Below are 24,427 nucleotides of genomic sequence, written 5' to 3' on the forward strand. Positions count from 1 at the left end.
GGGATTGTTGACGAGCTCAACCACTCCCTTTCTCAATTGCGGAAGCCCGACCGCGAAGATCACCCCCTCTTCAGCAAACATGCTCCGGATCTGATTCGATTTCGCTGTCCGCTCCAGGATGAGCCGTTGGCGCATGCGATGAACCGACTGCAGCGACTGCTGTTCAGCGCTCTTGATCGCAGCTCACGGGCCCAGAAATGGGAGCCGTGACAGGCCTCGATACCAACCAGACTGCATTCCAGTTTTGCGAAGAACTTCAACACCTCAGCTCGGCGAAGTTTCCGCTGCACAACGGTCTTGCCATGACGATCGACGCCATCAACCTGAAACACGTTCTTTGCGATATCCAGACCAATGGTAAGTGCAGGCATTGACGTTCTCCCGGGAATTGGTGAGGTAAATGTCGCCCCGAAAAGGGCGGGAGTCCATGCCATCAGCCTTTTGTGCAGCCTGACCGGCCGACCGCCGTCGCGATCGGTCGGGTCCGCCGGGCTGTCGACTTCGCAGGACCTCCCGATCCGGTTTCGTGTTCACGGGCGAGCCGGATGTCAACATCCAGCTGGTCGAGTTCCTGCTGCAGTTCGCGAAGCGTCTTCATCGGGCCGCCCCGTCATGCAAACACGTTGGGCACAGACACTTCCGGACGTCGTGTCATTCCGGCTAGTCCTTCTGGCGATCACCGGATGCGACCAGTTCCTGATCTATCAGCGTGAGCTTCAGCGGGGCATCGGCAGACAGCTTCTTCTTTACGATCACGTATTTCCAGCCATCGCCATTGCCGGGATTGCGATAGAACGCGACGATCGCCACGTACTTCGTGTCTGCCTGCATGGGCTGAGACAGGCTGACCGACGCGCCAGGATTGACGACGGCTGCCATACTGGCCTGAAGGTCCTGCGCGAGTACGGTCCTGTCGTTCTTCAGCAGATCGTCGTAGGACACGCCGTCAAACAGCTTTCGATCCTTGAGCTGATAGACGCGGACCGCGAGTGACGTCGAACGGCCCGCGTCATCCGGATTCAGCTCGGCACGCGCGGTCAGGTCGACGTCAAGCACCTTGACCTGCCTGAAAAACACCGAGTGATACGCGCTGGAAGTCGTATCAGATACGGACTGCCAGGCGCCGCATGCGGAAAGCAGCAGACCTGACGCGAGGGCGGCCACGGTTAAACGTAAAGGCATGGTTTCTCCAGATTCAGGCTGCGCGCGGAACCAGATGCGGGTTCGGTCCGGGCGTGGGAAAGACTTCGTAGACGCCGAGCGCAATGGTGATGATGCGTTCCTCATCAGACGGCAACACGACGGTCCATCCCAGCCGCGGTGCCGGGCCGGTCGCAGCCGTGCCGACCGACGGCGCGGGCGCGAGACGCGACGACACCTCCATGCGCAGGTGTACGTCGGCCTTCGTGCCCACATACAGGCGGATGAACGCCATCAGTTCGCGATGCAGCCATGCGCCGGGCAGCAGGTCGTGCGCCTGCTGCCCGCCCGAAGGGCGCAGCGTCACCCGCACGGCGCGGCTGCGATATTCGAGGCGGTTGCCGAGCACGTAGCCCCCGCCAAGTCCGCGGCGCTTGCTGTCTTCCTGAGCGCCGGCGAGCCTGCCTGACGACGTGAGGGGCTGCGGCTGTCCGGCACGCTTGACCGTCGGCCAGAACTCGTCGACACGCACCTCGACACCGGGCACCGCCAGCGCCACCACACCAGCGAGTCCCTCGGGCGTGCGCGTGCGCTGGACCAGCAGACCCAGCAGCGCGAGCACGCGTGAATCCGGCAGACCCGACCGGGCCGGCTTCTCGCCCCACCCGAAGCCGGCGAGGCACAGGAGGTTGCGCGACTGCGCATCAGTGCCGCCCGCCTGGAAACTCTCCGGGTAGCGGTACTTCTTCCAGGCGCGGTACAGCAGCGCCACGTAGCGGTGGTTGAACTGGTCGAGAAACGCTTCGACGGCTTCATGTCCTTCCTCGCGCAGGACGATCTCATCGATCATGTGCGATGGCACCGCGGCGTCGACGCCATACAGGCCCAGGAAGGTCGTGCGCACGGTCGGCGGCGCATCGGGACGCTCGTCACTAAGTTCCACCGCGGCGATCTCACCGGCCGGGAACCCCAGCCGCGGCCTCGGCCGGAACCTCACCGGCTCGTGCTCCGGCGTGTCTCGCGTGCCGAAGCCGGGTTGCTCGGGTACACGCACTTCGAGCAGCCTGCATAGCTGCATGAAATTCATCTTCGGCGCGCGCGCAAGCAACGACGCCACGAGCGGTTCAAGATTCGGCAACTCGCGTGGTTTCATAGGGGAGCGCGCTGCGCCTTGCTGCGCGGCCAGTCGGTACGGGTTTGCGAAGGCAGGCTCACGATGGCGAGCTTCGTGAACAGGTTGATCTCCGCATACAGCCCGAAGAAACGGTGCAGCAGTTCGCCGAACAGCATCACGTCGCCCTCGCCCGCGAACGCGTGCGAATCGAGCGTGACTTCGATCAGTACGCCCCGCTCGACCGAGCCGCCCGACACCTCCTCGAGCAGTTCCTCCGACACATGCAGGATGCCGGCGAGGCGTCGGCGGTTCAGCTCGTCGTTGGTCCAGTCGTAGAGCGCCAGTGCGCCCCGCAGCACTTCCGCGTCCATCATCGACAGGAAGTTCGGCGCAAGATGCGACAGCACTCTCCACTGGAATCGATCGCCGGTCGGCGGATAGAGCGGCAACGTCGGCGCCACGAGGTTGCGTACACCCGCGACATTGGGCGTGCTTGCGGCCAGTTCGTCAATGCTGGCCTCGCGCAGACCCTTGCGCGGCAGCATGCCGTTCGTGCCGGTTACGCGCAGCGATACGCTCTCCTCGGGCAGATCCTCCATCGTCTCCCACGCGTGGCCGCCGAGGATCACCCACGTTTCGTGCAGACCGGTCACGCCTGGCCGCACGCGGGTGTGGAAATACCGTTCGGGCGCTTCATGGCGCAGCATGCCGCCGCGATGCCGGAAGGTGGCGAACGGCACATACTCGTAACGCTCAGCCGTCACATGGTCGAACGAATCGATCGCGTCGACCGAATAGGTTTCGACATGTTCGCCCTGGTGCCCAGCCGGGACGACCCGGTACTCCGTTTCGTGGTGATCGATCACGATCGGCGCGGCATCAAGCTCGAACAGGTTAATGACCGGCGTGCAGAAGAGCCGCACGTTCTCCGCGCTGAAACGCTGGTCGGACGGATACGCCCGCTTGAGCACGATCTCCAGTTCGAAGCGCGTTGTGCTCACCGGCAGCTTCGTAACATCGAGTCCGCACAGGTCGACAAAGAGGAATTTCTCGCGGAACGTGAAATATTCGAGGAGCAGCTGGTAGCCGGAAAACGACGCCTCGGCTTTTGGCCATAACCGCTCTTCGGTTGAGAAGCCCGCCGGTTCGATCGTGACGCCAGCCAGCGGCAGCACCTCGCCATCACGCACTTCGGGGATCCGCCATGCAACCGAATCAACCTGGCGGGTCAGCGCCAGATGCATCGCGAATGCGGTCGGCAGATCGGCGTTCAGATACAGGCGCACACGGGACAGGTCCGTCGCTTCGCGTCGCGCAGACTGGTCCAGATGGAATCCGAGGCGGATCACCGAGCGGCCGTCATGTCGCACGGTAGGTCCCGCATGCGTGAGGCGCAGCGGCTGCAACGTCACCTCCTGCGTGGTCCGGTAGAGGCACTGCACAGTCCTGGGCGTGGTGCCCTCGGCGCCCGCTGCCGGCGGCACGGCGATGGATGCGGAACGCACCGGCACGCCGGCAGGCACGTTTTCCGTCTTCTGCAGTGTCTCGGCCAGCGGGATCAGCTCGACGACCGACAGCGACGGCATCATGCGCAGGTAGTGTGGCCACAGCAGGCTCACGAGACCTTCCGTCAGTTCGGGCAGTTCGTCGTCGAGCTTCTGCTGCAGGCGCCCCGTCAGGAACGCGAATCCTTCGTGCAGGCGCTCGACATAAGGATCGCGCTCGCCCACGCGATCGAGGTTGAGCATGCGCGCCCGGTCGGGATGCGCTTTCGCGAACTCCTTGCCGGACTCGCGCAGATAGCGCATCTCGGCTTCGTAGTAGCGCAGGATCGGATCTTCGTTTTCCATGGTGTTCTCTTATTTTCGTTCTCTTATGACAGCGTCAGCGCACGGGACGGGTCGAGCACAGTCAGCTCGTCGCGCAACTGACCGATGCGGTGCGCGAGCGCCGGCTTGTCCGCGTCCTTGCGGCTGCTTGCCGCTTTCAGCGCACGCATCAACTGGTGCTTGACCTCGAAGATGAGCGCCGGCTCCCAGCGCATCAGCGGCAACGAGCGGGCAGCAGCATCGAGTTCGGTCAGCAGCGCCATCGCCGTATCGGCGCGGCCCGCATGATCGGCGAGTCGCGCCATCACGAGCCGCTGCAGGTAGCGCTGGCGTTCGGTCCGGATGCCAGGCAGTGCGTCGAGCCATGCGAAGGCTGCCTCGATACCGTCGCCGGCCACCATGTCGCGCGCCTGCGCTTCAATCTCGGGCCAGTCGCCAGCAGCACCATCGTCGCTGTCAGCGGATACGGACAGTGGTGCAACGCTTTCGCCCGCCTCGAGATCACGCACGACCGCGTGGCGGGCGATCCATTCGAGCGTCGCGTCGTCGGCGAACGGCGTGCCGTCGTTGAACGCGAGCCGCTCGATACCGGGCAACCTTTCGAGGAACAGCGCGAAGTCGGCGCGCAGCAGTTCCCGCCACGTGCTGTAGGGCGCACCGACGTGGTCGAGCGCGACGTGCTGGAAGTACTGCAGGTCGAACCAGAGGTGGTTCACGCCCTCCATGTACGCCCCTTCGACGCGTTCCAGCAGTTCGTGCCACTGCTTCTGCAGCACGAGCCGTTTCATCTGCTGGCGAAGCTCGCCGCGCGGCGGCACAAGGCGTGTACGTGCGCTCGCATCCGCTGGCGGCACCTCGTGGAGTGTGTCCCAGCGGATGCTGCGTACGAGCCGCACGGACGGCAGGTAGCCGTTTTCCTGATCACGCAGCCACGTTGCCATCGTGCGCGCCTGGTCAAGCAGATCGCGTGTGGAGCCGATCGCGCTGGATGTTGAAGGGGAACCTGCCACAGCGGAGGGCGCGGTCGAGTCGGGTTCCGCGCTGCGTGCCGGATCGTCGCTGCGCTCGAAACGGGACACGAGGGGGCGCAGGTTCGGACGGGCCGCTTCCGGCCACACCCCGGTGCGCGTCACAAGCAGATCGAGCGCGGCGATCGCACGTTCGAGATCGGCTGGCGCGAACTCGCCGCGGCTGTCCAGCAGATCGATCATGCGGGTGGTGGCCAGCATATCGAGCGCGCCCTTCTTCGCCTCGGCGCGTGCGGGCAGCAGCGCCTCGCCGAACCGCTCCACCAGCGCGGCCGCAAGCTCCAGACCGTCCGCGAAGCCAGCCGTCCCATCCTCGCGCAGTCGCGCGAACGCGTAATACCCCACCACCCGCAGATCCTTGCCGGTTTCCTTCGTGAGCTGCTCGCAGGAGCGCACGATCAGGCCATCATCAATGCCGGAGAGCCTGTTCGCCTCGTCCTTCAGTTCGAAGAACGCATCCTCGTAGCCCGGATCGCGGCCCACACCGTGGTCGCCTGGTAACGGGTGCAGCCACGCGTCCCACGCATCGAGACGCGCGCGCACCAGTTGCTCCGCATCACGCGAAGGGAACAGGGTTTTGAGCAGACCGGAGAGCATTTATTCGACCTCCGGCATCGCGCCATGCGGCAGCGGCATCGCAGCGTGTTTCGCTGCTGCAATCGCTGACGGCGGCAGTGGCGGCGGATTGACGGCCGAGAGCTTCGGTCCGCCTTTCGCCGTGCTGGTCACGAAGATCCGCGGCGGCAGCGTGAAGTGGCGTAGTTCGAGCACGTCGAGCGGCCCCGCTCCAGCCTCGCTGCGAAGCTGTACACGCAGCGGAATGCCCTGGCTCTGGTCCGGCGTCCATGTCAACAGATAGCGCGCGCTGTCCTGCGGCGACACCTTCGCGTGCTCAAGCAGCCGGATCAGCCCGAACCGGCCCTGCGCGTCGAGCCCCGAGCGCACCCCGCCCTGCTCGGTCTGCCACTCGATATGCGAGAGATTCTCCAGCGAGTCGCCGGGCCAGACGAACGGCGTCCACTCTTCCTTCTGGTTGAAGTAGTGCAGCTCGCGGCCCGACAGCACGAACTTCATGTCGGTCACGCCTGGTGTCGGCACTGCGCGTAGCTCATAGCGCACATGCGCGTCGCCCGATGGAAACAGCACGGTCGCCACGCGGGTGAGCCTGTTCAGGTCCGTGAGGAAGCCCGGATCGAGCGTGAGCGCGCCGTGGTTTGCTCCTTGGGCCGCCACCCATCGGTCGCCCTGACGTTCGACGATACCGGCCAGTTGCGTCGTGACGAACCCGGTGATGACGCCGCTGTCCGGACGCATGAAGCGCGCCATCTCCGGCAGCGAGGCATCGTTGTCGGAGTCGGCGAACGGATAGCGGCCGCCGAATATCCGGTTCCAGTCCGCGACAATCGCCGTGCGCCAGATGTCGTTCAGGCTCGCTGCGGCCGGCTGCACCACGACCTGCCAGGTCTGGTCGAGCGGTGCCTGAAAGAGATCGCCGAAGCCTGCCCATTGCTCGCCGAGGCTCGCAGCCAGACGGCCCGCGTAATCCCGGCTGTCGGCGATATCAGACGTCTTGCCCTGCAGCACGGATTGTGCGGCCGAGCGGGCCATCGCGTCCGCGTCGGCACTGTCGACCATCTGCTGCGCCTTCAGCCGCATCGCGCTCACCCGTTCGAGATAACGCGCGAGGCTCAGGTCGCCCGTGGCCGCCAGCTGCGTGGCGGCCTTCGCGTTTGCGGGCGCGCCCGAAGCCAGGGAAGCCAGGTCGCTACCCGTCAGGCGCAGGACCGGTCCGAAGGCCACGGCCAGCGGTGCCAGTTGCGGCTGGGTCTGCTTCGACGGATCTTTCTCGTCGGCGCCGACAAGCTGCTGGGCCTTGCTGATCAGGGTGTCGGACAGCGATTGCGTCGCGGTGCCCGCACCTGCCTGATAAACCACTGCGTTCATCAGGGCAACAAGCGGCGAGCGCTGCGGATCGCTAAGCAGCGTCAGCTGGTCAACCGTGCCTGACAACGTCGGGGCGGGTTGCCAGCGCAGGCTGTTGAGAAACAGCTCCCAGCCCCGCGCGTAGTCGTCAAAATAGCGCTGACGCAGTTCGGCTTTCAGCGAGCCGGTCGACGGCGCGCTCGCGTGGACGTCTGAGAGCACCCAGTCGCCGGTCACGTTGCGCTGCTCGCTCGCGTCGTCGATGGCTTTCGAGATCCGCTCGTCCCACGCAGTGCGCGTGAACACGCCCGGTACGGTCACCGCGGTATTGAAAAGCCCCTTGCTGCTCGTATCGCCGAGCAGCGTCGCGAGCGACACCGGCGGATATTTCGGCTTCGCGTCGTCGAGGATCTGCTGGTAGATCGCGTCAGTCGAGTTCTGGATGCCGCGCACGCCGATGATGGTCTGACGCGCCGTGGCCACCAGCGCGCCGTCCGGAACGATCGCGAGCGATGAGTCCCCGGCGGATCCATGGCGCCCCAGGTGACTCGCAAAGAACGCGATTGCATGCTGGCGCAGGTCTTCCCACGTGCCGGGTGTCAGCGGGGAACTGGCCGGGCGCGCTGGCACGGCCGTGGCGATCAGTTGCGGCGTCAGGAATGCGGCAACCGCGCGGTCCGGCCTCGCGAGCATCAGGTAGGTCTTGAGTGTGTCGTAGGCGGCCTGGACCTGCGCGTTGCCGCCGCTGGCGATTTCCGCATCCGAGAGCGAGGCGAGCTGGTGCAGGCGCTCCTCCAGTTTCAGACGGATCGGTGCGACGAGGATGCGGCTGACCGCGTTTTCGTAGCCGGGCCAGGCGGCGGTCAACAGCGTATCGTCGTGGTTCAGACCGAAGCGTGTAGTCCACGGTGCGCCGTCGCGCTGACGGACTTCGAGGGTGTCGATCTGCTTGTCAAGGCTGTCGAGTGCGAGTGCCCCCTGCGTGCGGTCCTGCGTCGTCGACAGTTTCGCGAGCGTGTCAGTGGCCGCCTGGATCGTCGTGCGGTTCATCATGCCCGACAGCACCGTGCCGGCGACCCAGCATCCAATGAGCGCCGTCGTCATCCACGCGGCCGTGGTCGACAATGAGAAGCCAACACGGCGGCCGTGAATCTTGCGGCTGTGGTCGGCGACCGTTTGCCAGATCGTCCTTTGCTGCGGCGGTAGGGAGTCACCGTCTTCAGCGTCAGGAGCTGGAACGGGTGCGGTTGCCTCCCGCTCCTTGAACAGCGGAGCAAACAGCAGCCCGTGGACCGCATTGCGCCAAAGGCGTGACGCCCTGGTCTGCATCACAAGGTCCGACAATGCTGCGCGAAGTTCCGAAATGTGTCGCGACAGCTCGGCCGGGTACCGGTCGTTCGGGTCCTGCGTGAGGCGCACGACTCCAGCGTCGGCAAGATTTTCAGAGAGTCCGCGCAGCGACGCTTCGACCTCGTCGGGACGCGTGCGCTCATTCGCCCAGGTGAAACCGATCGCCTCGTCTGGTCCGGACTGTTCGCCACCAAAGTCGGTGACGTTCAGCAGGTACGCGGGCGCAGCCCAGCGCAGCGCGCGGGCGTGACGTGCGAGCCGCTGGGCAATGCCCTCCGCGTCGAACGGCGTATTCGCTGAACCGCGGTTTCGCGTCAGGGCTACGATTGCATCGACCGGGCGTCTCCGACGCAGACGACGGATCTGGTCAAGCCATTCGATATCGAGCTTGTCGGTGGTCTGCTTCGCATAGAGCAGCACGGTATCGCCAGTAATCGCGTACCCGGCGTCGGCAAGCCCCGGCGCAAGACGCTTGACGAGCGGCGCGTCGCCAGCGACGACAACCCAGCGGTCGCGGTAACGCCAGTTCCACCCGTGGCGGCCGCGAAGCAATTCGCGCAGTGACTCGGCGCGCGAGCGTTCGGCTTCAGTCCCAGCTTCAACTGACGCCGATTTTGAACCGAACTGCCTTGCGACCCAGTAACGAATCCGCCGGGCCGCAGTCGCGGGTCGTGACGAGGCGTCGTAGCTGAGCCAGACGAACAGCACGACGAAAACGAGGCATAACACAACGATCCATTCGGCTCGCCTTTCGGCCGCGTGGATGCCGAACCAGTCGCTTCCCTTGAACCAGATCAGGAGTCCAGGCAAGACCACCAGCAAGACAATGCTCAGGATGTCGATCCGAAATTTGCGAAGCATGAACGATTAATGAGATTGAGGTGGAGTCCGATCGGAATAGACGAATGTATCGTCGCGTACCTGGTGAGCCGCACAGACATGGGCCCAACAATGCAAAGCCATTCCGCCGCTTGCATTGCCCCTATGCGTCGACATAGGACGTGTATTGGGAGGGAATCAGTCGTGGACTGGGCTCGCATTTGCAGACACACAGATCGTCACTCAGTGCTCCCTCCCTGCCATCCGGTCCCTTCATCGATCGGCGTGGACCGTCGCACACGATATGACCAACTGATTGACACTTCGGGCACCAGACGTCGTCACCTTCGTAGGCTTGCTCCTGATCGCCAATCCTGTCGAGCGGATCCCCTCCGGTAACCGTGCCATCTTCTGTTGTTTTGTCACCCTTAAAAATGTCGTAGCGTCTTACCATGATCAGATTTCCCTTTTTCGTTGTTTCCATCCGCTACGGGCGGATAGGCAGAATGGTCCTTCTTTCGGCGCCTTTGCCGCATCGCACTCATGAGATACGAACGACACAGAGTCGTGAACCATTCACTGAGCCGGTAACGGTCAGTTGCGGGGCATTTTCGACGGAAGCGGCCTTCGATGCGCAGGCTACAGCGAACCACGGTGCGGCGTCGCCCGCGAGACCAACCATGTAGTCAATATTTGTCGGCTTTACGGCAATGCCAACCTTGACCCACGCTTTGGTTGCCGTTCCAGCAGTACCCGCATCAAGCCCTGTCTGCCAGACGCGCTTGACTTCCGTCGGCGATACGCGCCCCCATCGCAGGGCATTGGTCAGGGCAACATCGATCGACGGATCGTCCGTCCGCGTCGGTCGATGCAATTGAGCGACAGGCGTGAGACGGAACTGCCTGGTCAGTGACTGTGGTGCCAGCAAGATTGCAATCGCGGCTTCCGAGCTGCCAGCGGGGGGAGCATTTTCGAGAAGCGGATATAGGCGAACAAACACGACAAGTCGTGCTTCCTGATCCTGGCGCTTGCTGATGCGATCAAGCCACGCGTCGAGCCACATCATGTCCATCGCACCGGTCACAATGGAAGTTCGTGCCGAACGCAACTTGCGGTCCGCCCACAATCTGTTCCAGCACTGAAGTGATTCATCCCCCATAGCAGTGTCGGAGAGCACAAGTTGTGTAGAAAGCTTCAGGTCATCCGGCAAGCGTCCAACAGCTTCAGCGACATCGTTCAGCAATTCACCGAACACCCAACGAAGCACATCGCGTTGCCGAATATTGTCATTTGTGTGTTTGTTTCCACGCTCGTCGCTATCCGGGTGAGTGAACCAGCGAGCGCTGACAGGCGGAGTGTCCGGAGCGGGCACAACCTGCGGTTCCAGCTTGAGCGAACCGGAAAGCAGACCGCCCAACTCATTCTCTTCGCTATCGTTTGAAAACCGGTAGGCCGATGCGAGGATGTCCACGGGAATACTGGCCCGGTCAAAAATGTCCTTTTCGTATTGCTCACACGCGTCGTTCCACGCGATGGCGTCGAGGCGGCGTCCCTCGTACATGCTGTATCGGCGCAGTACAACGAAGGTCGCAACCCCGATTGGATAGACGATCAGACAGGTCCAGAACCAGGGCGTTTGTGTAGGCTCTCCTTTGGGCCACAAGAGCAGAACAGCGAAAATTCCGGCAATCACAATGACAAAGAACACGGCCGTCCAGAGAAGCCGCGATGGCGGGTTATCTGGCACGGGCTGCTTCGGCGGCAGTTTCGAAAAGTCGACTGGCATCCGCGGCTTCCTTCAGAACCCGTTCGGGCGCGGGCGCAGCGTGCGGGACACGGTGTCCCACAAGGCGATGGCCTCACCTTCGCTCAAGGATGCAGACTTGATATCCCACGCCTTCATGAATGCATTGGGAGAACCGGTGGACATATCCAGCGTCACCAGCGGAGACTGGGCATTGCTGGTCGTCGAGTTTGCTTCCAATGTAAATATATTGCCCAATACTTTCGGAGAGGTTCTTCCCGCCATCAGCCACTCTTCAGCGGCCAGTTCGTTAAGAGGTACCGCACCTTTCCGTATGGTCCGCCCTCCGTCTAGGGATTTCAGGCTTGCGTTTATCTGGTCACCACGCTGCAACAGCGTAGTCGTTTCCCGAATACCAGAATCGCTTTCGAAGCCGATGTACACGTCTCGATTGTCGTGAAGGACAAACTGGAACCCCACGTCCTCGCGATCACCAGCTTTACCCGGAAGAAACCCTCCCTGAAAACAGAGACCGGGTTCGGACGGAACTTCGTCGTCCACGCGCCCACGCAGCTTCCCGATCATGTCGAAAACAAGGTGGGTTTTTTCCGGGACATCATTTTTCACAGCAAGCTCTTTGACAAAAGGCTTATTGGTTTGATCCGGGTGAAGGTAATCACTGCCCTCGATTTCGAGTTTGAACCGGTATCCCCGATCCCACTTGTACGCCTCAATCAGACGTCTTGCGGGACCGTCGCTCAGATTGCCCCGATAGATGAAATAGTGGGTATTTGGCCCCTGTACTGCATCATCAGCATAGAGAAAAGGATACGGGTCAATGCTCTTTGTTCCCCTCAATTCTGACCTACGGCTTGCAACCTCTTCCGAATACGCTTCGTGCGACATCGCTACCGATCCGATTTTTACACCTTGAACCGTGGCATCTCCTGACACCAACGCGTCGGCGGGCATATCAATCAGGTATCGGCCGACGCAACGCGGTTTCAGGTTTGCTGTCAGTTCACTCACGGTCTGTTTCTCCTGTTCGGTCAAATGTGCTGGGTGACGTCCGCACGCAATCAATATCAGCAATGGAAACAACAATAGCCATACGCGCAGACGATGTCTCATTGCTTATATTCCAGCGATGTCCCCTTGACGTTCATGACGATCCGGGTGATTGCCCACAACGCGAAGAGTTGTTGCGGCTTTTCCTTGTATGCTCCCTCATGATCGACTTTAGGGTAAGGCACACAGGCCTTTACACCCGGCTGCCGAGATGGCGCGCGCCCCGAGCGCATTGGCACAGTGCCGTCGCCATGCTCCGATGCGTCCTGCAAAACGAACTCCTCGCGCGTGTGCCACTGGTTGACGCGGTTATCGAAAGTCTGCGTTCCGGTACCCGAATCCTGTATTGGCTGCTTGTCCATCAGACCACTTAACGGCGATTGATCCGGCGTGGCGACGAGACCACCGGGCGAGATCGTTCTCTTCCACACCACATCACCCCAAGTCTTATGCTGCTCATCATCACCATAAAACGCGTATGTCGTGCTGTGAAACTTTCCACGCATGGCCTCGTGGAACGGTTGTACTTCGTTATTGATTAAGCCCGCGAAACTCATCCAGTCAGCGTCAATGCCTTTCTTTGCCGGATCCAACGGGTTGATCAGCTTGTCGTTGACCGGCGCCCACCATTTTCCGCGCTGCAGGTATATTTCCGCGTATGGATCTGCCAATGGTTTCGAGACAAGACTGCCGCCGTCCTTAATCTTCAACCAGCCCATCCCGTATTCCACGCTCGGCAGAAGCTGGAGCGCTCCGGGCGCCTGAGCAAATACAGCGGTCATCGTCGCAGCATCCGGCCCGAGCGCCAATCCGACCGCCCCTTCGGTGCCGGCCTTAACCCGCTTATATGCGGTGGCAGTTCCGGTCGTCGGCATCACGCCGTGGACGATCCCTAACACGCTATCGCGATGTCCATCCACCTCTGAGTAATAGCGCGCGACGAGTCCGCCCATCGAGTGAGTGACGAGAATGACCTTATCGCAGGTCTTCCTGAGCTTCGTGTAGTGATCCTTGAATTCCTCGATCTTGTCCGCGAGGTGTTTGGCTGAATCGGCGTTAGACTGAAGCCAGTTGTACCCCACCGCGTGAACGGGAAGTTGATATCTATACGACAGGTCCACTTCGTCGTGCAAAAGCACGCTCACGCCAGGCGCTGTGGCTACGAGTTTGCGCATCAGTTGCGCCCGAAGGCCGGTCTTGCACTCGCTGGCGTCGTTGAGCGCATTTTCCAGCATGGGCAGAAACTTGCCATAGCTCCTGTTTCCAACCGTCCCCCAGCCCCGTCGGCGCAGCTCCGTTTCACTTTGCGCAGTCCCCGACGGGATCTTTCCGTCCTCGTACACGACCGTATTCTTCGGATCGAGTTTCTTCTTGCGGATCTCCGGGCCGCGCCACATCCATGAGCCCGCAACACTGGCTGCGCTATCTACGAGCCAGACAGGATTGTCTTTGTCCGTCCCGCTGACCGCTTTCAGATTGGTGCCCATGATCCCCGGCACAAAGATTACCGGGATGATCCGGTCAGGCACCATGTAGCACACCGCCGTGCTGTCGTCTGGCGCAGAAGTAACGGATGTATAGTGCGCGGATCCATCGTCAGCGATCGTGGCGGGAATAATGCGTTCATTAGTGGCCATTTACTGAGGCTCCCAGGTAGAGTCGATTTCTGGCTTGCATCATCTCGAACCGGCTTCCGATCATGCTGACGATTCTCCGTCGATCCGCAGACGGACGTTTTCGGCGAACATCGCTTGTTGCAGGCTGGTTTTACCCGCTGCGTTCGTGGCCCCGGAAATCACACTCCCGTCTTCACGGATGATCGAAAATTTGCGGTTCTTTACGGGCTCATCGCTGAATGGCCACTTCAAGGTGAACTCCTCGTCGTATGGGGCGTGTTTCCACGAGTTGACCGTCTCTGCGAGTGAGCTTGGCCCCTGCCGGCTGAATGCTGCCGACTTGATCGTTCGGTTTCCCTTGGTGCCATCCTCAATTCCAGTTGACGACAGCCGGATATAGGATCCGCCGCACTTGAGGAGGAGTTTGTAAAACCGCGAAGATGCCCGCGATCACAATCACAAAGAACACGACCGTCCAGAGCCACCGCGAGGGCGGGTTATCTGGCACGGGCTGCTTCGGCGGCAGTTTCGAAAAGTCGACTGGCATCCGCGGCTTCCTTCAGAACCCGTTCGGGCGCGGGCGCAGCGTGCGGGACACGGCGTCCCACAAGGCAATGGCCTCGCCTTCCGTGAGTGAAGCCTTTTTCAGGTCGTCTGCCGTAAAGGCATTGAAGCCTCCATTCTTCATATCCAGCACCAGATACGGCGTCAGGGCACCGCTGATCGTAGTATTAGCCTCCAGCGTGAACAAATGCCCGGGAATCCTGGCCTCCGTTGTGGCAGAGGCCAGCAACTCGTCAGCCTTGATGTCGCCGATGGATACCGGGGCGGCCCGGATAATGCGACCGTTAGCGTCCTTCATGTCTATTTTTATCTGCGGCAGGCGATTTGGGAGGGTGTCTTTCTGTGGATCCCGCAAGTCAGTGTTGGATTGCAGATCAAAAGACACGTCAGGCTGGTTCTTCAGCGCGAAGAGGACACTAACCTCTTCGCCAGTCGCGGCCTTGCGCGGCAAAAAGCCATCCCGAAAGCACACACCAGGTTCGGTGGGAATCTCATGCTCCGGGCGGCCTCGAACATTCGCAGCCAGGCTGAGAACCAGACGGGTTTTCTCAGGAACGTCGTTCACCTTCCAGTCCTTCACTTCGTACGGCGTACCCTTCATTCTAACTTCGAATTCCGAATGAATTGAATCGGTGGCTTCGATACGAAACTTGATCCGGTATCCGGCGTCCCATTTGTACGCTTCGATAGCACGGCCCAGATCAGCGGTATCTTCAAGATCACTCAACGTCACGAAGTAGCGGCTCTGCGGCGTGTTGGGCACCTGTCCATAGTCGTATAAAACGCGATAGCCGTGCGTATTCTTTGTAGCCTTCAGACTCGCCTCATAGGCGGTCAATTCCCGAGTGAACTCGTCGGCCGACATGCGCTTCGTCTCGACGGTGACCCCCTGAATGCGCGTGGTACCTATCGATAGCGCGTCGTCCGGTACATCAATCAGGTAACGCCCCACGCAGCGGGGTTTCAAATCCGAGGTTAACTCGTTCACAGTAGTTTTCTCCTGTTCGGTCAGCGGGAGGGGATGTTTGCTACAGGCGGCAGTGAGCGTCATCACCAGCACGATCAAGGTGTGATGACGAAGATTCATGCCTTCTTGTATTCCAGCGTTGTGCCCGCGACGTTCTGCAAGACTTTCACAATTCCCCACAGGGCAAATTTCTGTTGGGGGAGTTTGGTGTACGCCGCACCGTGGTCGACGTCCTTGTAGCCGACAGCCGCCTGTGCGTATGGGGCTGGAGCACTACCTGAACGGATTGGCACCGTGCCGTCGCCATTTTCTCCCGCAGCCTGCAGTTCGAAGGTCTTGTGAACGTCCACCGGACCGAGATTGCCAGCCAGAACATCGATCCTGCCCATCAGGTTATTTGCATTGACCGGTTTGTTCTGGACGTCATACGCATCACTGTTCCAGAAGGACGATGCTTGCGTGCGTTTCCACACGACGTCGCCCCACGTTTTATGTTCCTTGTCGTCCCCCCAAAACGCGTAGGTGTGCGGGTGGTATTTCCCACTGATCGCTTGATGAAATTGGCGGACATCTTTGGCGATCAAATCCTTGAAGTTCGCCCAGTTCTGGTCCGAAGTGGACTTCGTTTCAGGGTCGAGCAGGTCCTCGTCAATGAGGCCCCACCACGCTCCACGCTTTGTGTATATGTCATCGTATGGATTGCCCTTAAGCGGTAAAGAGATCAAGCGCTCGCCGTCCCTGATTTTTAGCCACCCTGGTCCGTATTCTGGACTTGGCAGCAACTGAAGCGGACCGGCAGACTGGGCAAACACGGGCATCACCTTGCTTGACATGTTGCCCAGCACGAGACTTGTCCCGTAACTTATGAGGTTCCCCCCTGGTTCAGTGCCTGCCTTCACGCGTCGATATGCCGTGGCCGATCCTGTCGCAGGCATCACCCCATGTACGATACCGAGAATCTTGTCGCGATAGCCATCCAGAACCTCAGCGCAGTATCGGGAAACCAGCCCGCCCATCGAATGCGTCACCAGTATGACTTTTTCACATTTGTATTTGCGTTTGCGGTAGCCGTCGATGATCGAGTCAATCTGATCGGCAAGCCATTGAGCTGACTCGGCATTCGACTGGAGCCAGTTGTATCCCACGGCGTGGACGGGGAGGTAATATTTGTAGGACAGGTCGACTTCTGAGCCCGAAAGCTTGGCGAGGTTCGGCGCGACGAGTTCCTGCTCCAGTTGGGCGCGCAAACCGTTGTTGCCGTAATCCGTGGCCGGATTGCAATCGTTCAGCGCGTTTTCCAGCCAGACCAGGAAATCGCCATAGAACATCTTCGAGACGGTGCCCCAGCCGCGCCCACGCAGTTCTGCCTCAGAAAGGACCGTTCCAGTCGGAATCGAACCTTGGTCTGACACCTTGGTGCGCGACGGATCCAGCGTGTTCTTCCTGTAGGTAGGAGTTTTAATTGCCCATTTTGCGAGCGTCTTCGAACTGTCAACGAGCCAGACTGGATTGTCCTTGAGATCGGCGAGATTGGTGCCCATTACCCCCGGCACGACTATGACAGGGATCGCCCGCTTCGGAACCATATAGCACACCGCAGTGCTGTCGTCGGGTGCCGACGTCACTGAGGAAAAATGAACGGATCCGTCTTCTGCGATTTTGGGTTGAATGACACGTTCAGTAGCAGCCATCTAATTCGAGACTCCGATCTAGTTTGATATGTAAGCAACAAAGCGACGCAAAACCACGCTCAGGTTGCAGGATCCGAGTCGATTCGAAGCCGAACTCCTTCAGCAAAAATGGCCCTCTGGAGACCAGTTTTCCCTGCAGCGTCAGTCATGCCTCGGATCACACTACCGTCGTCGCGAATGATAGAAAACGCCTGGCTTCGAACTGGCTCGTTGCTACGTGGCCACTTCAGGGTGAACTCCTCGTCGTATGGGGCGTGTTTCCAGGCGTTGACCGTCTCTGCGAGTGAGCTTGGCCCCTGCCGGCTGAATGCCGCCGACTTGATCGTTCGGTTCCCTTTGGTGCCATCCTCAATGCCAGTCGACGACAGCCGGATATAGGATCCGCCGCACTTGAGGAGCAGTTCTTCCTTGGCCTCGATTATTACTTGGCCGTTAGCGCTGGTGATTCGCATGTTCTTGTCGGAGAGCAGGTTCATATCGTCGCTCTGCGCCTGAATCTCGACCTTCCCCTTCGCTGCAAAGAGCTTCAATCCGAGCTTCTGGGCGAAGATAGATACCAGTTCACCGGCAGCAACCGTGAAGCGCTTCATCACACCTATATCAGCATTGCCTCCCGCCGTTGCGATCAGATTTTTTTCTGCGCTTAACTGGAGTCCATCACCGGACACCAGACCGATTCCGTCCGGTGCAGTTGCCAGAATGCCGGCCTTTTTGAGATCTCGCAGTGTATCGTCGAGCAACGCACGCTGCTGCTGGTAGTCAGCAGCGACAGCCTGCGCAGCGCTGGCTGCGTCGGCCAGGCCCTTCATCAGTTGCAAGGCCTGGTCGAGTAAGCCTTGCGCACCCTGCATGCCGAGCTGTTGTCCGTTGGCTGCGGGTTGAGCCTCTGCGGACACGAGCACGCCCTTAGCACCCCGAACAGCAACACGTCCGTCAGTGCGCAACTCTGCGCCCTGCCCCCGTTCCTTACTATCCGCGTCGACCATGTGGCCAAGGTTCAGCTCACTGGTCTGGTACGGCGTCGTCAGGTGGCTATGCTCGACACCTTCCTTGTCCTCGATTCGCCACTCCGTACCGCCTGCGGTACGAACGATGTTCCGGGTGTTGTTGAGGTTATTGACGAGGTCGGGATGCAGACTGTCGTGCATCGAACCAATGATGACGGGACGATTTGGATCCCCCGCCGTATGGATGATGGCGACCTCCGCCCCATCGATCAGCGGAAAATGGTGGCCGTAATTGTCGCCGCTGTATGGCTTCGCGAGGCGCACCGGCCGGCTGGTGCCACCCGGGCTCCACTCGTCGAGATCGAACGGCAGCTTGATCACGTACCAGCCCTGCTCGGTCAGGTACGCGTATTTGTATCCGCCCGGCGACGTAATACGCGCCGGCAGGATACCGTCGATCACCGGTCTTTTGATCGTATCGAGCGACGTGCGCCACACCCGGTCGGCCGGGATCGCCGTGAGCGTATTGGTGTAGGACTGGCTGCGGCCACCGCTGGATTCCACCGACGTGATAAAAAGCCCATGCGGCGCATCGACCGGATTCTGGTCGAGCCGTACGACCTCGCCAGCCTCGATGGCGAATGCGTTGCCCGTTGCCTTGTAGGTGATCTGTGTTGCGAGATAGGCTTCGTGCCGCAGCCGTGCAATGCGCCGCCCTTCTTCAGGCGTCTCGTAATGTTCGCCCCAGCGATAGTCAACCGCGTTGGTCGTCTTGTCGCCGCGTGCGGCGTTTTCCTCGACGAGCAACGACACGTCGGCCTGCCGGTGGTTATAGTCGTGCAGACGTACAGCTTCCGGGACACGCTGCGTATATCGCTCAAGTGTCTTGATCGCATCTACGCCGACGCTTTCGAGTCCCGAGTGTAGCCGGAACGGCACAACGCGCTGATTGCGGGCATACGCGTCCAGATCGTCGCCGAACACAATCACGGCGTGATCGCGCTTCTGCTCGAAACGAAACCAGATGCCTTCCTCCGCGCAGATCCGCTGGATGAAGGCAAACGTCGTTTCCTCGCACTGCGTGATGTACTCGGGCCGCTTGTATTTCGCACGTAACTTGAACTCGAAGTCGACGCCCGCGCGGAAGCCATAGTGGCGCAGCGTATCGGTAATGATTTCTTCGACCGACTGCTTCTGGAACAGCCGGCTCGTGACGCCGCGATTCAGATCAGCGAGCTTCGGCTCCATCACGACCTTGTAGCGCGTCTCGTCAGCCGAAGTCCCGAGTTCATCGAACTTCGTGATAATGCCGTGGACTGTGTGTGCAGGCGGCATCTTGCTGAACTGCCCAGCGTTCTCGCCGAACATCTTGCGCAGATAGTCCATGTTCGGGTCGATCGGGTCGATGATGAACTTCGCGGGGCGCCCCAGCACCTGATCCATCGGAATTCCGGCCATCGGGCTCGTGAATTCGATCTCGTACCGGTAAAGCTCGCCGACCGCGTCGCGCCCGCTGAACTTCAGGATCGAGAACGGCGCCGGGTGCGGCGCCAGTTTCAGCTCATAGGCCTGGGAAGGCAAAACCATCGACATTTTCTAAAGACCCCTTGAACACACGTCATATCGCAAAGGACAACGCCGGGACGCATGTTTCAGCGCCCCGGCGGGGGTTACATCAGGTAATGCGGATCAGCTCTTGGCTTTCGGCATCTGCGATACCAGCGACAGGCCGATGTCCATGCCTTCCACCTGGAAGTGCGGAATGATGAAGAGCTTGATGCGGAAGAAGCCCGGGTTGTCCTCGATGTCCTCGACCGTGACCTTCGCCTCACGCAGCGGGTGCGACGACTGCAACTCGTCACCCGGATCCTTCATCTCGGTCACGAGGCCCTTGATCCAGCTGTTCAGTTCAAGTTCGAGCAGACGCCGGTCCTTGGTCGTGCCGATGTTCTCGCGCTGGATCAGCTTCAGGTAGTGCGCGATGCGCGAGAGCAGGAAGATGTAAGGCAGGCGCGCATTGATGCGGCTGTTCGCGGTCGCCTCCCTGGTCTCATACAGCGCCGGTTTCTGCGCCGAGCTGGCCGAGAAGAAGCACGCGAAGTCGTGGTTCTTGTAGAACGAGAGCGGAATGAAGCCGAGGTTGGCGAACTCGAATTCGCGGGTTTCGGGAATCAGCACTTCGGTCGGAATTTTCGGCTGCGCACCGGTGCCCAGGTCGTACAGATGAACCGGCAGGTCCTCGACCTTGCCGCCCGCCTGCGGGCCGCGGATCTGCACGCACCAGCCGTTGTTGACAAAGCTGCGCGTCATGTTGGCCGCGAAGGCGAACGACGCGTTGACCCACAGATATTTGTCGTGGTCCGGACCCTTGACCGCTTCCTCATAGTTGAACGAACGCACCGGCGTCGTATCCTTGCCGTACGGCAGGCGACCGAGCACACGCGGCATTGTCAGGCCCACGTAGCGGGCGTCATCGGTGTCACGGAAGCTCTTCCACTTGATGTACTCGGCGCGATCAAAGTAGTTGCCGATATCCTGGATCGCGGCCACTTCTTCCATCGATTGCTTGCCGAAGAACGCGGCGCCGACTGAGCCGACGAACGGCATGTGCGCGGCTGCGGCCACCTTGGAGACGTTACGCAGCAGCGCCACGTCCTGCGGCGAGTTGGTGAACTCGTAGTCGCTGATCATCGCGCTGATCGGCTGACCACCCGGCGTGTCGTACTCCTCGATGTAGGTGAGGCGGTACAGGCCGCTCTGGATGATCTCGGGCGTATCCTCGAAATCGCGGTGCAGTGCCTCCTTCGACACGTCAAGCACTTCGACGCGCGCGTTGCGACGGAAGTCTGTCCGGCTCACGAGCATCTTGAGACCACGCCAGCGACCTTCGAGCGCCTGAAATTCCGGCGTATGCATCACTGCGTCGAGCTGCCGGCTGATCTGGCGGTCAATCTGGCCGATGTGGAAATCGAGCAGCGACTTGTCGAGCCGGTCGACCGGCTTGCTCGCCTTGCTCACGAGATCCAGGAATGCGCCCATGCCGCGCGCGATACGCTCGTCGGCCGACGCTTCAGAGAGCATGTCGTTGTCGCGGAAGGCCAGCAGCGGCCGTGCTTCAGCGACGGGCTTCAGGTTGATCTTGCTGCACAGGGACGCGTAGACGCTGTCGCTGCTGCTGTCATGATTGCCTTGCGGGGCGTCCAGCACGACGGTTTCGGTCGTGCCGCCTTGCTGCGATTCAGTGGGATTCATTTCGTGTCCTGTCTGCGATACTATCGCTACCTGCATATCTGTCCGGTTATGGAACGCGGTGAAGGCCGTCTTGGGCCGACGCCGTTCAGGCATGGCCTTCAGGCTGGGTGGCCGCCGTCGCGATCTGTGCGAGTTCGCCGCGCAGCTTGTCAGAGAGCGGCTTATCCTTCAGAATCTTCTCGAACTCACGGCGGAACGTGCCGTTATCGAGCAGATTCGATTTCAGGTCACGCAGCAGATTGCGCACCGCCAGCAGCGCCTGCATCTCCGGGATCTGACGTGCCACCTGTTCCGGCTCGAAGTCTTTCAGCGAGCGAAACGAGAGGTTCACCGGCAGTTCCGAGCCGTCGCCAGCCAGGGTGTTTTCCGCAGCGACCTTGAGGTCCGGCGCGTAGTCAGCGAGAACAGAATCAAAATTATTCTTGTTGATGTCCGTTTTCTTGCGCTCGGCGAGCGGCGCCTGTTCCTTGCCCGCGCTGAAGTCACCGGCGACGAGCAGCTTCAACGGCAGCTCGACCTTCTTCTGGGCACCGCCCGTATGCAAATCTAACGTGATCGAAACCCGACTTTTCGGAATTTCGCGCTGGAAGCTGTCCATTTGTATTCCTTATTGAACGACGTTCAGGATCCCCGCAGAACTCGCCCGGTGCGATGCGGTGACCTCTTTCAATCGGGCGCACACGCATATGCGTGTTTCGCTCGCGAAGGACTCCTTGTGGTACCCCATAGCGCGGCCTCCATTCATGCGATCATTATTGCCACGCGCTATTAAACAGGTTTACCCGCGCCGAGTCAAAGTACGTCGGCGTTGTGAAAACGATACGGATTATAAAGACATCGTAAATAATTGTTAATTATCGTCAATTCAATACGCATTCAGACTCGTCAATATGAATAATTTGATAAACGAGGTATGAGAATGCGTGACAATTTTCACGAAACCGTTGCTGGCATGGGCTTACAAGGGCGTGACATTCTCTGACAATCTTTCAATGATGAAGACGGTACGATGGCAACATCGCGCTAACCATGCAGCGAGAATATTGCCTATTCTGGCACGGACAATATCTCAAAAATAACCATCCTCTATTTCATGTAGTTCGCATGCTTAACTATTCGCAACTGTATACGGATCACAAGTCACGCGTATAGAATCGCCACTCACCATAATCCAAGATAACGGCACAACCACACCCATGCGGATCGATAAACCGCTCTTTCACGAAGGGCTGATCCTGACCCAACAGCACTTCCAGCAGCTGGGCCGAAACGTCGACTTCACGTTGAACCAGATCGCTGCCGCCTGCGTCGCCGAGCCGTGGGGCACGCAGGGCATCGATATCGACGAGGAAGTGCTTGCAGCTGGGCGTCTGAAGCTCACCCGACTGAAGCTGCGTTTTCCGGACGGCACACTGATCGACTCCACGGTGACCGATGCGTTACCGCCTGCACGTGATCTGACGCAGGGACTGCCAGCCGATGTGCAGAGCGTGGTCGTGCTGGCCGCCCTGCCGCTGTTCAATGCCACGGGCAGCAACTGCCGGTTCGACGAAGCGACGCTGGCGCGGCCGCGGCGCTCATACCGGGAGTTCGTCAAGGTCATCGACCTCAACGGTACCGGCGAGGCCGAGATTGCCGCCGAACGCCATGCGGTGCGACTGCTGTTCGACTTCGAGTCGCATGCCGACGACACGGTGTGTGCGATTGCCCGGTTGACGCGTACCACGAGCGGGCAATTTCAGGTCGACCACCGATACGTGCCACCGTGCCTGACGCTTGGCAGTCATGCGCTGCACGTCGAACGGATCAATCGTCTTGCCGACATCCTGCAGGCGAAGAGCACGGCGCTGGGTTCGCGTAGAAGCGAACGGATCGAGCAGGTTGCCGAATACGGCGTGGCCGACGTGCAGCTGTTCTGGTTGCTCCACTGCATCCATACGGTCTGGCCGCAACTGCGGTTCTTCTCGACGCATCCGGGCCAGCCTCCGGAGCGGCTGTACTCGACGCTTGCCCAGCTCGCGAGCGTCCTCATGACGTTCTCGACCGGCTCGCAGCTCGGCGACATTCCGGCGTATGACCACGTACGTGCCGATGAAGTATTCGCCAGGCTCGAGACGCAGATCCGTGATCTGCTCGACGCGATCATTCCGTCGCGTGTGGTGTCGATTGGGCTCACGCACAGGAATCCGACAACGTGGGCGGGCCAGTTCCTCGACGAGCGCATCGTAGCGAGTTCCGCCGACTGGTACCTGTCGGTCCACGCCGCGTCGCCTGCATTCGAACTCGTCGAGCAGTTCCCGAGGCTCTGCAAGATAGGTGCGCCGGACGATATCGAGCACATCGTCAATTCGGCGCTCCCAGGCATTCCACTCAAGGCCGTGCAGCGTGTGCCGGCCGCCATCCCGGTGCGGCTGGACAACCAGTACTTCGCGCTCGACGCGAGCGATCCCGCGCACGCGCGGATGCTGGCCGCCCGCGCCTGCCAGATCTACCTGCCGACGTCGGTTCCCGATGCGTCGCTTGAACTTTACGCGGTGTTGCGCTCATGAGCATGCTGACGAACACGCTCACCCCTGCCCGCGGCGAGACCGCCCTGATGGGTGGATCGGCCTCTGCGAACCGTACTTCCGCCGGTGGTATCCGGGACCTGTTGCGCGACACGGCCCTGCTCGTGACGCGATTGTCCGAGGGGGGCCACACGGACGACCCTGCTACCCTGCGTCAACGTTGCAAGCAGCTGATGGCGGCTTTCTCAACCGCGCTCGATCAGCGCGGTTTTGCCGCGGACGTCCGCGAAGACGCGGAGGTTACCCAATGCGGCCTGCTCGATGAGGCGGTGTTGCGCCACCTGAACGCAACGAACAGGCCGGTTTGGGACGCACAGCCGCTGCAGGTCGAGCGCTTCGGGGAACACGACGCGGGCGAGCGCGTGTTCATTCGGCTTGAGCAACGGATGCGCGAAGCGTCGCCAAACGTCGCCCTACTCGAATGCTACGCGGCGGTCCTCGGGATGGGGTTCATGGGCCGCTACGCCCGTGAAGGCGAAGCGAAGCGTTCCGTGCTGATCGCCTCACTCAGTACGCAACTCGAAAAACTACGCCCCGAAGGAAGTCCCCTTGGGGGGCGCCCGGTCGCTGCCCGCCCTTTCTTTGCCGATCGTACCGGCAGGCGCTTCTCGGACTGGTTCTACCGCCTCTCGCCCTGGGCGATTGCCGGCCTCGCGTGCGTGGCGGCCGCGGTGATCTGGCTGATATGGGCACAGGTGCTCGATGCGCAGCTCGCCCACCTCGTACCAGCTGTACCGACGGCGCCGCGGCCGTGAAGTCCGATCTGCACGAACCGTCCGGACCGGCGCTCGGGGACACGAGCCGCACA

At 60.7% G+C, this 24,427-nt stretch carries 19 protein-coding genes and 1 pseudogene; 2 read left to right on the top strand and 18 right to left on the bottom strand.

Annotation, left to right across the window (positions count from 1 at the left end):
- The 18 genes and pseudogenes from HWY30_RS41980 to tssB all read right to left on the bottom strand — a co-directional run.
- A pseudogene (locus HWY30_RS41980) lies at positions 1–371 on the bottom strand (IS110 family transposase); the annotation flags it as partial.
- A gap of 62 nt (positions 372–433) precedes the next feature.
- Positions 434–598 carry a hypothetical protein gene (locus HWY30_RS31470; protein ID WP_167368729.1) on the bottom strand — a complete coding sequence of 55 codons (165 nt, stop codon included), beginning with the start codon at positions 596–598 and terminating at the stop codon, positions 434–436.
- 62 nt (positions 599–660) lie between these two features.
- Positions 661–1,182: a type VI secretion system lipoprotein TssJ gene (gene tssJ, locus HWY30_RS31475; protein ID WP_090807842.1), complete on the bottom strand. Its 522-nt coding sequence runs from the start codon at positions 1,180–1,182 to the stop codon at positions 661–663.
- Between the two features lie 13 nt (positions 1,183–1,195).
- The gene (tssG, locus tag HWY30_RS31480; RefSeq protein WP_090807844.1) at positions 1,196–2,293 is read right to left on the bottom strand and encodes a type VI secretion system baseplate subunit TssG; all 1,098 of its coding nucleotides are present in this window, start codon (positions 2,291–2,293) and stop codon (positions 1,196–1,198) included.
- The gene (gene tssF / locus HWY30_RS31485; RefSeq protein ID WP_090807847.1) at positions 2,290–4,104 is read right to left on the bottom strand and encodes a type VI secretion system baseplate subunit TssF; all 1,815 of its coding nucleotides are present in this window, start codon (positions 4,102–4,104) and stop codon (positions 2,290–2,292) included. Before tssF ends, tssG begins: the two co-directional genes overlap by 4 nt.
- A 23-nt stretch (positions 4,105–4,127) precedes the next feature.
- Positions 4,128–5,708 carry a type VI secretion system protein TssA gene (gene tssA / locus HWY30_RS31490; RefSeq protein ID WP_090807849.1) on the bottom strand — a complete coding sequence of 527 codons (1,581 nt, stop codon included), beginning with the start codon at positions 5,706–5,708 and terminating at the stop codon, positions 4,128–4,130.
- Entirely contained in the window at positions 5,709–9,245 is a 3,537-nt protein-coding gene (locus HWY30_RS31495; protein ID WP_090807851.1) for an ImcF-related family protein, read from the bottom strand.
- 121 nt (positions 9,246–9,366) lie between these two features.
- Entirely contained in the window at positions 9,367–9,687 is a 321-nt protein-coding gene (locus tag HWY30_RS31500; protein ID WP_341809948.1) for a PAAR domain-containing protein, read from the bottom strand.
- A 57-nt stretch (positions 9,688–9,744) separates the two neighbouring features.
- Positions 9,745–10,989, bottom strand: a complete 1,245-nt coding sequence (locus HWY30_RS31505) for a hypothetical protein (protein ID WP_143037228.1) — start codon at positions 10,987–10,989, stop codon at positions 9,745–9,747.
- A 12-nt stretch (positions 10,990–11,001) separates the two neighbouring features.
- Positions 11,002–12,078, bottom strand: coding sequence for a T6SS immunity protein Tli4 family protein (locus HWY30_RS31510; protein ID WP_143037229.1), 1,077 nt, complete (start codon positions 12,076–12,078; stop codon positions 11,002–11,004).
- A complete protein-coding gene (locus tag HWY30_RS31515; protein WP_090807859.1) occupies positions 12,075–13,652 on the bottom strand; it encodes an esterase/lipase family protein in 1,578 nt (525 codons plus the stop codon). Before HWY30_RS31515 ends, HWY30_RS31510 begins: the two co-directional genes overlap by 4 nt.
- Positions 13,653–13,712: 60 nt before the next feature.
- The gene (locus tag HWY30_RS31520; RefSeq protein ID WP_176078978.1) at positions 13,713–13,883 is read right to left on the bottom strand and encodes a hypothetical protein; all 171 of its coding nucleotides are present in this window, start codon (positions 13,881–13,883) and stop codon (positions 13,713–13,715) included.
- A gap of 118 nt (positions 13,884–14,001) precedes the next feature.
- Entirely contained in the window at positions 14,002–14,178 is a 177-nt protein-coding gene (locus HWY30_RS31525; RefSeq protein WP_167368730.1) for a hypothetical protein, read from the bottom strand.
- A gap of 12 nt (positions 14,179–14,190) precedes the next feature.
- On the bottom strand, positions 14,191–15,282 hold the full coding sequence (locus HWY30_RS31530) for a T6SS immunity protein Tli4 family protein (protein WP_143037230.1): 1,092 nt from the start codon (positions 15,280–15,282) through the stop codon (positions 14,191–14,193).
- Positions 15,279–16,853, bottom strand: coding sequence for a lipase family alpha/beta hydrolase (locus HWY30_RS31535; protein ID WP_090807863.1), 1,575 nt, complete (start codon positions 16,851–16,853; stop codon positions 15,279–15,281). Before HWY30_RS31535 ends, HWY30_RS31530 begins: the two co-directional genes overlap by 4 nt.
- A 59-nt stretch (positions 16,854–16,912) precedes the next feature.
- Positions 16,913–19,393 carry a type VI secretion system Vgr family protein gene (locus HWY30_RS31540; protein WP_090807865.1) on the bottom strand — a complete coding sequence of 827 codons (2,481 nt, stop codon included), beginning with the start codon at positions 19,391–19,393 and terminating at the stop codon, positions 16,913–16,915.
- Positions 19,394–19,489: 96 nt separating this feature from the next.
- On the bottom strand, positions 19,490–21,052 hold the full coding sequence (gene tssC, locus HWY30_RS31545) for a type VI secretion system contractile sheath large subunit (protein WP_090807867.1): 1,563 nt from the start codon (positions 21,050–21,052) through the stop codon (positions 19,490–19,492).
- Between the two features lie 85 nt (positions 21,053–21,137).
- A complete protein-coding gene (tssB, locus tag HWY30_RS31550; protein WP_090807869.1) occupies positions 21,138–21,650 on the bottom strand; it encodes a type VI secretion system contractile sheath small subunit in 513 nt (170 codons plus the stop codon).
- Positions 21,651–22,248: 598 nt separating this feature from the next.
- Here tssB and tssK point away from each other — a divergent pair.
- Entirely contained in the window at positions 22,249–23,601 is a 1,353-nt protein-coding gene (gene tssK / locus HWY30_RS31555) for a type VI secretion system baseplate subunit TssK (protein ID WP_090807871.1), read from the top strand.
- Between the two features lie 2 nt (positions 23,602–23,603).
- Positions 23,604–24,374 carry a DotU family type IV/VI secretion system protein gene (locus tag HWY30_RS31560; RefSeq protein WP_425199415.1) on the top strand — a complete coding sequence of 257 codons (771 nt, stop codon included), beginning with the start codon at positions 23,604–23,606 and terminating at the stop codon, positions 24,372–24,374.
- The last annotated feature ends 53 nt before the right edge of the window (positions 24,375–24,427 follow it).

It is taken from the genome of Paraburkholderia tuberum STM678 (assembly GCF_902833905.1).
In the GTDB taxonomy this organism is placed as follows: domain Bacteria; phylum Pseudomonadota; class Gammaproteobacteria; order Burkholderiales; family Burkholderiaceae; genus Paraburkholderia; species Paraburkholderia tuberum.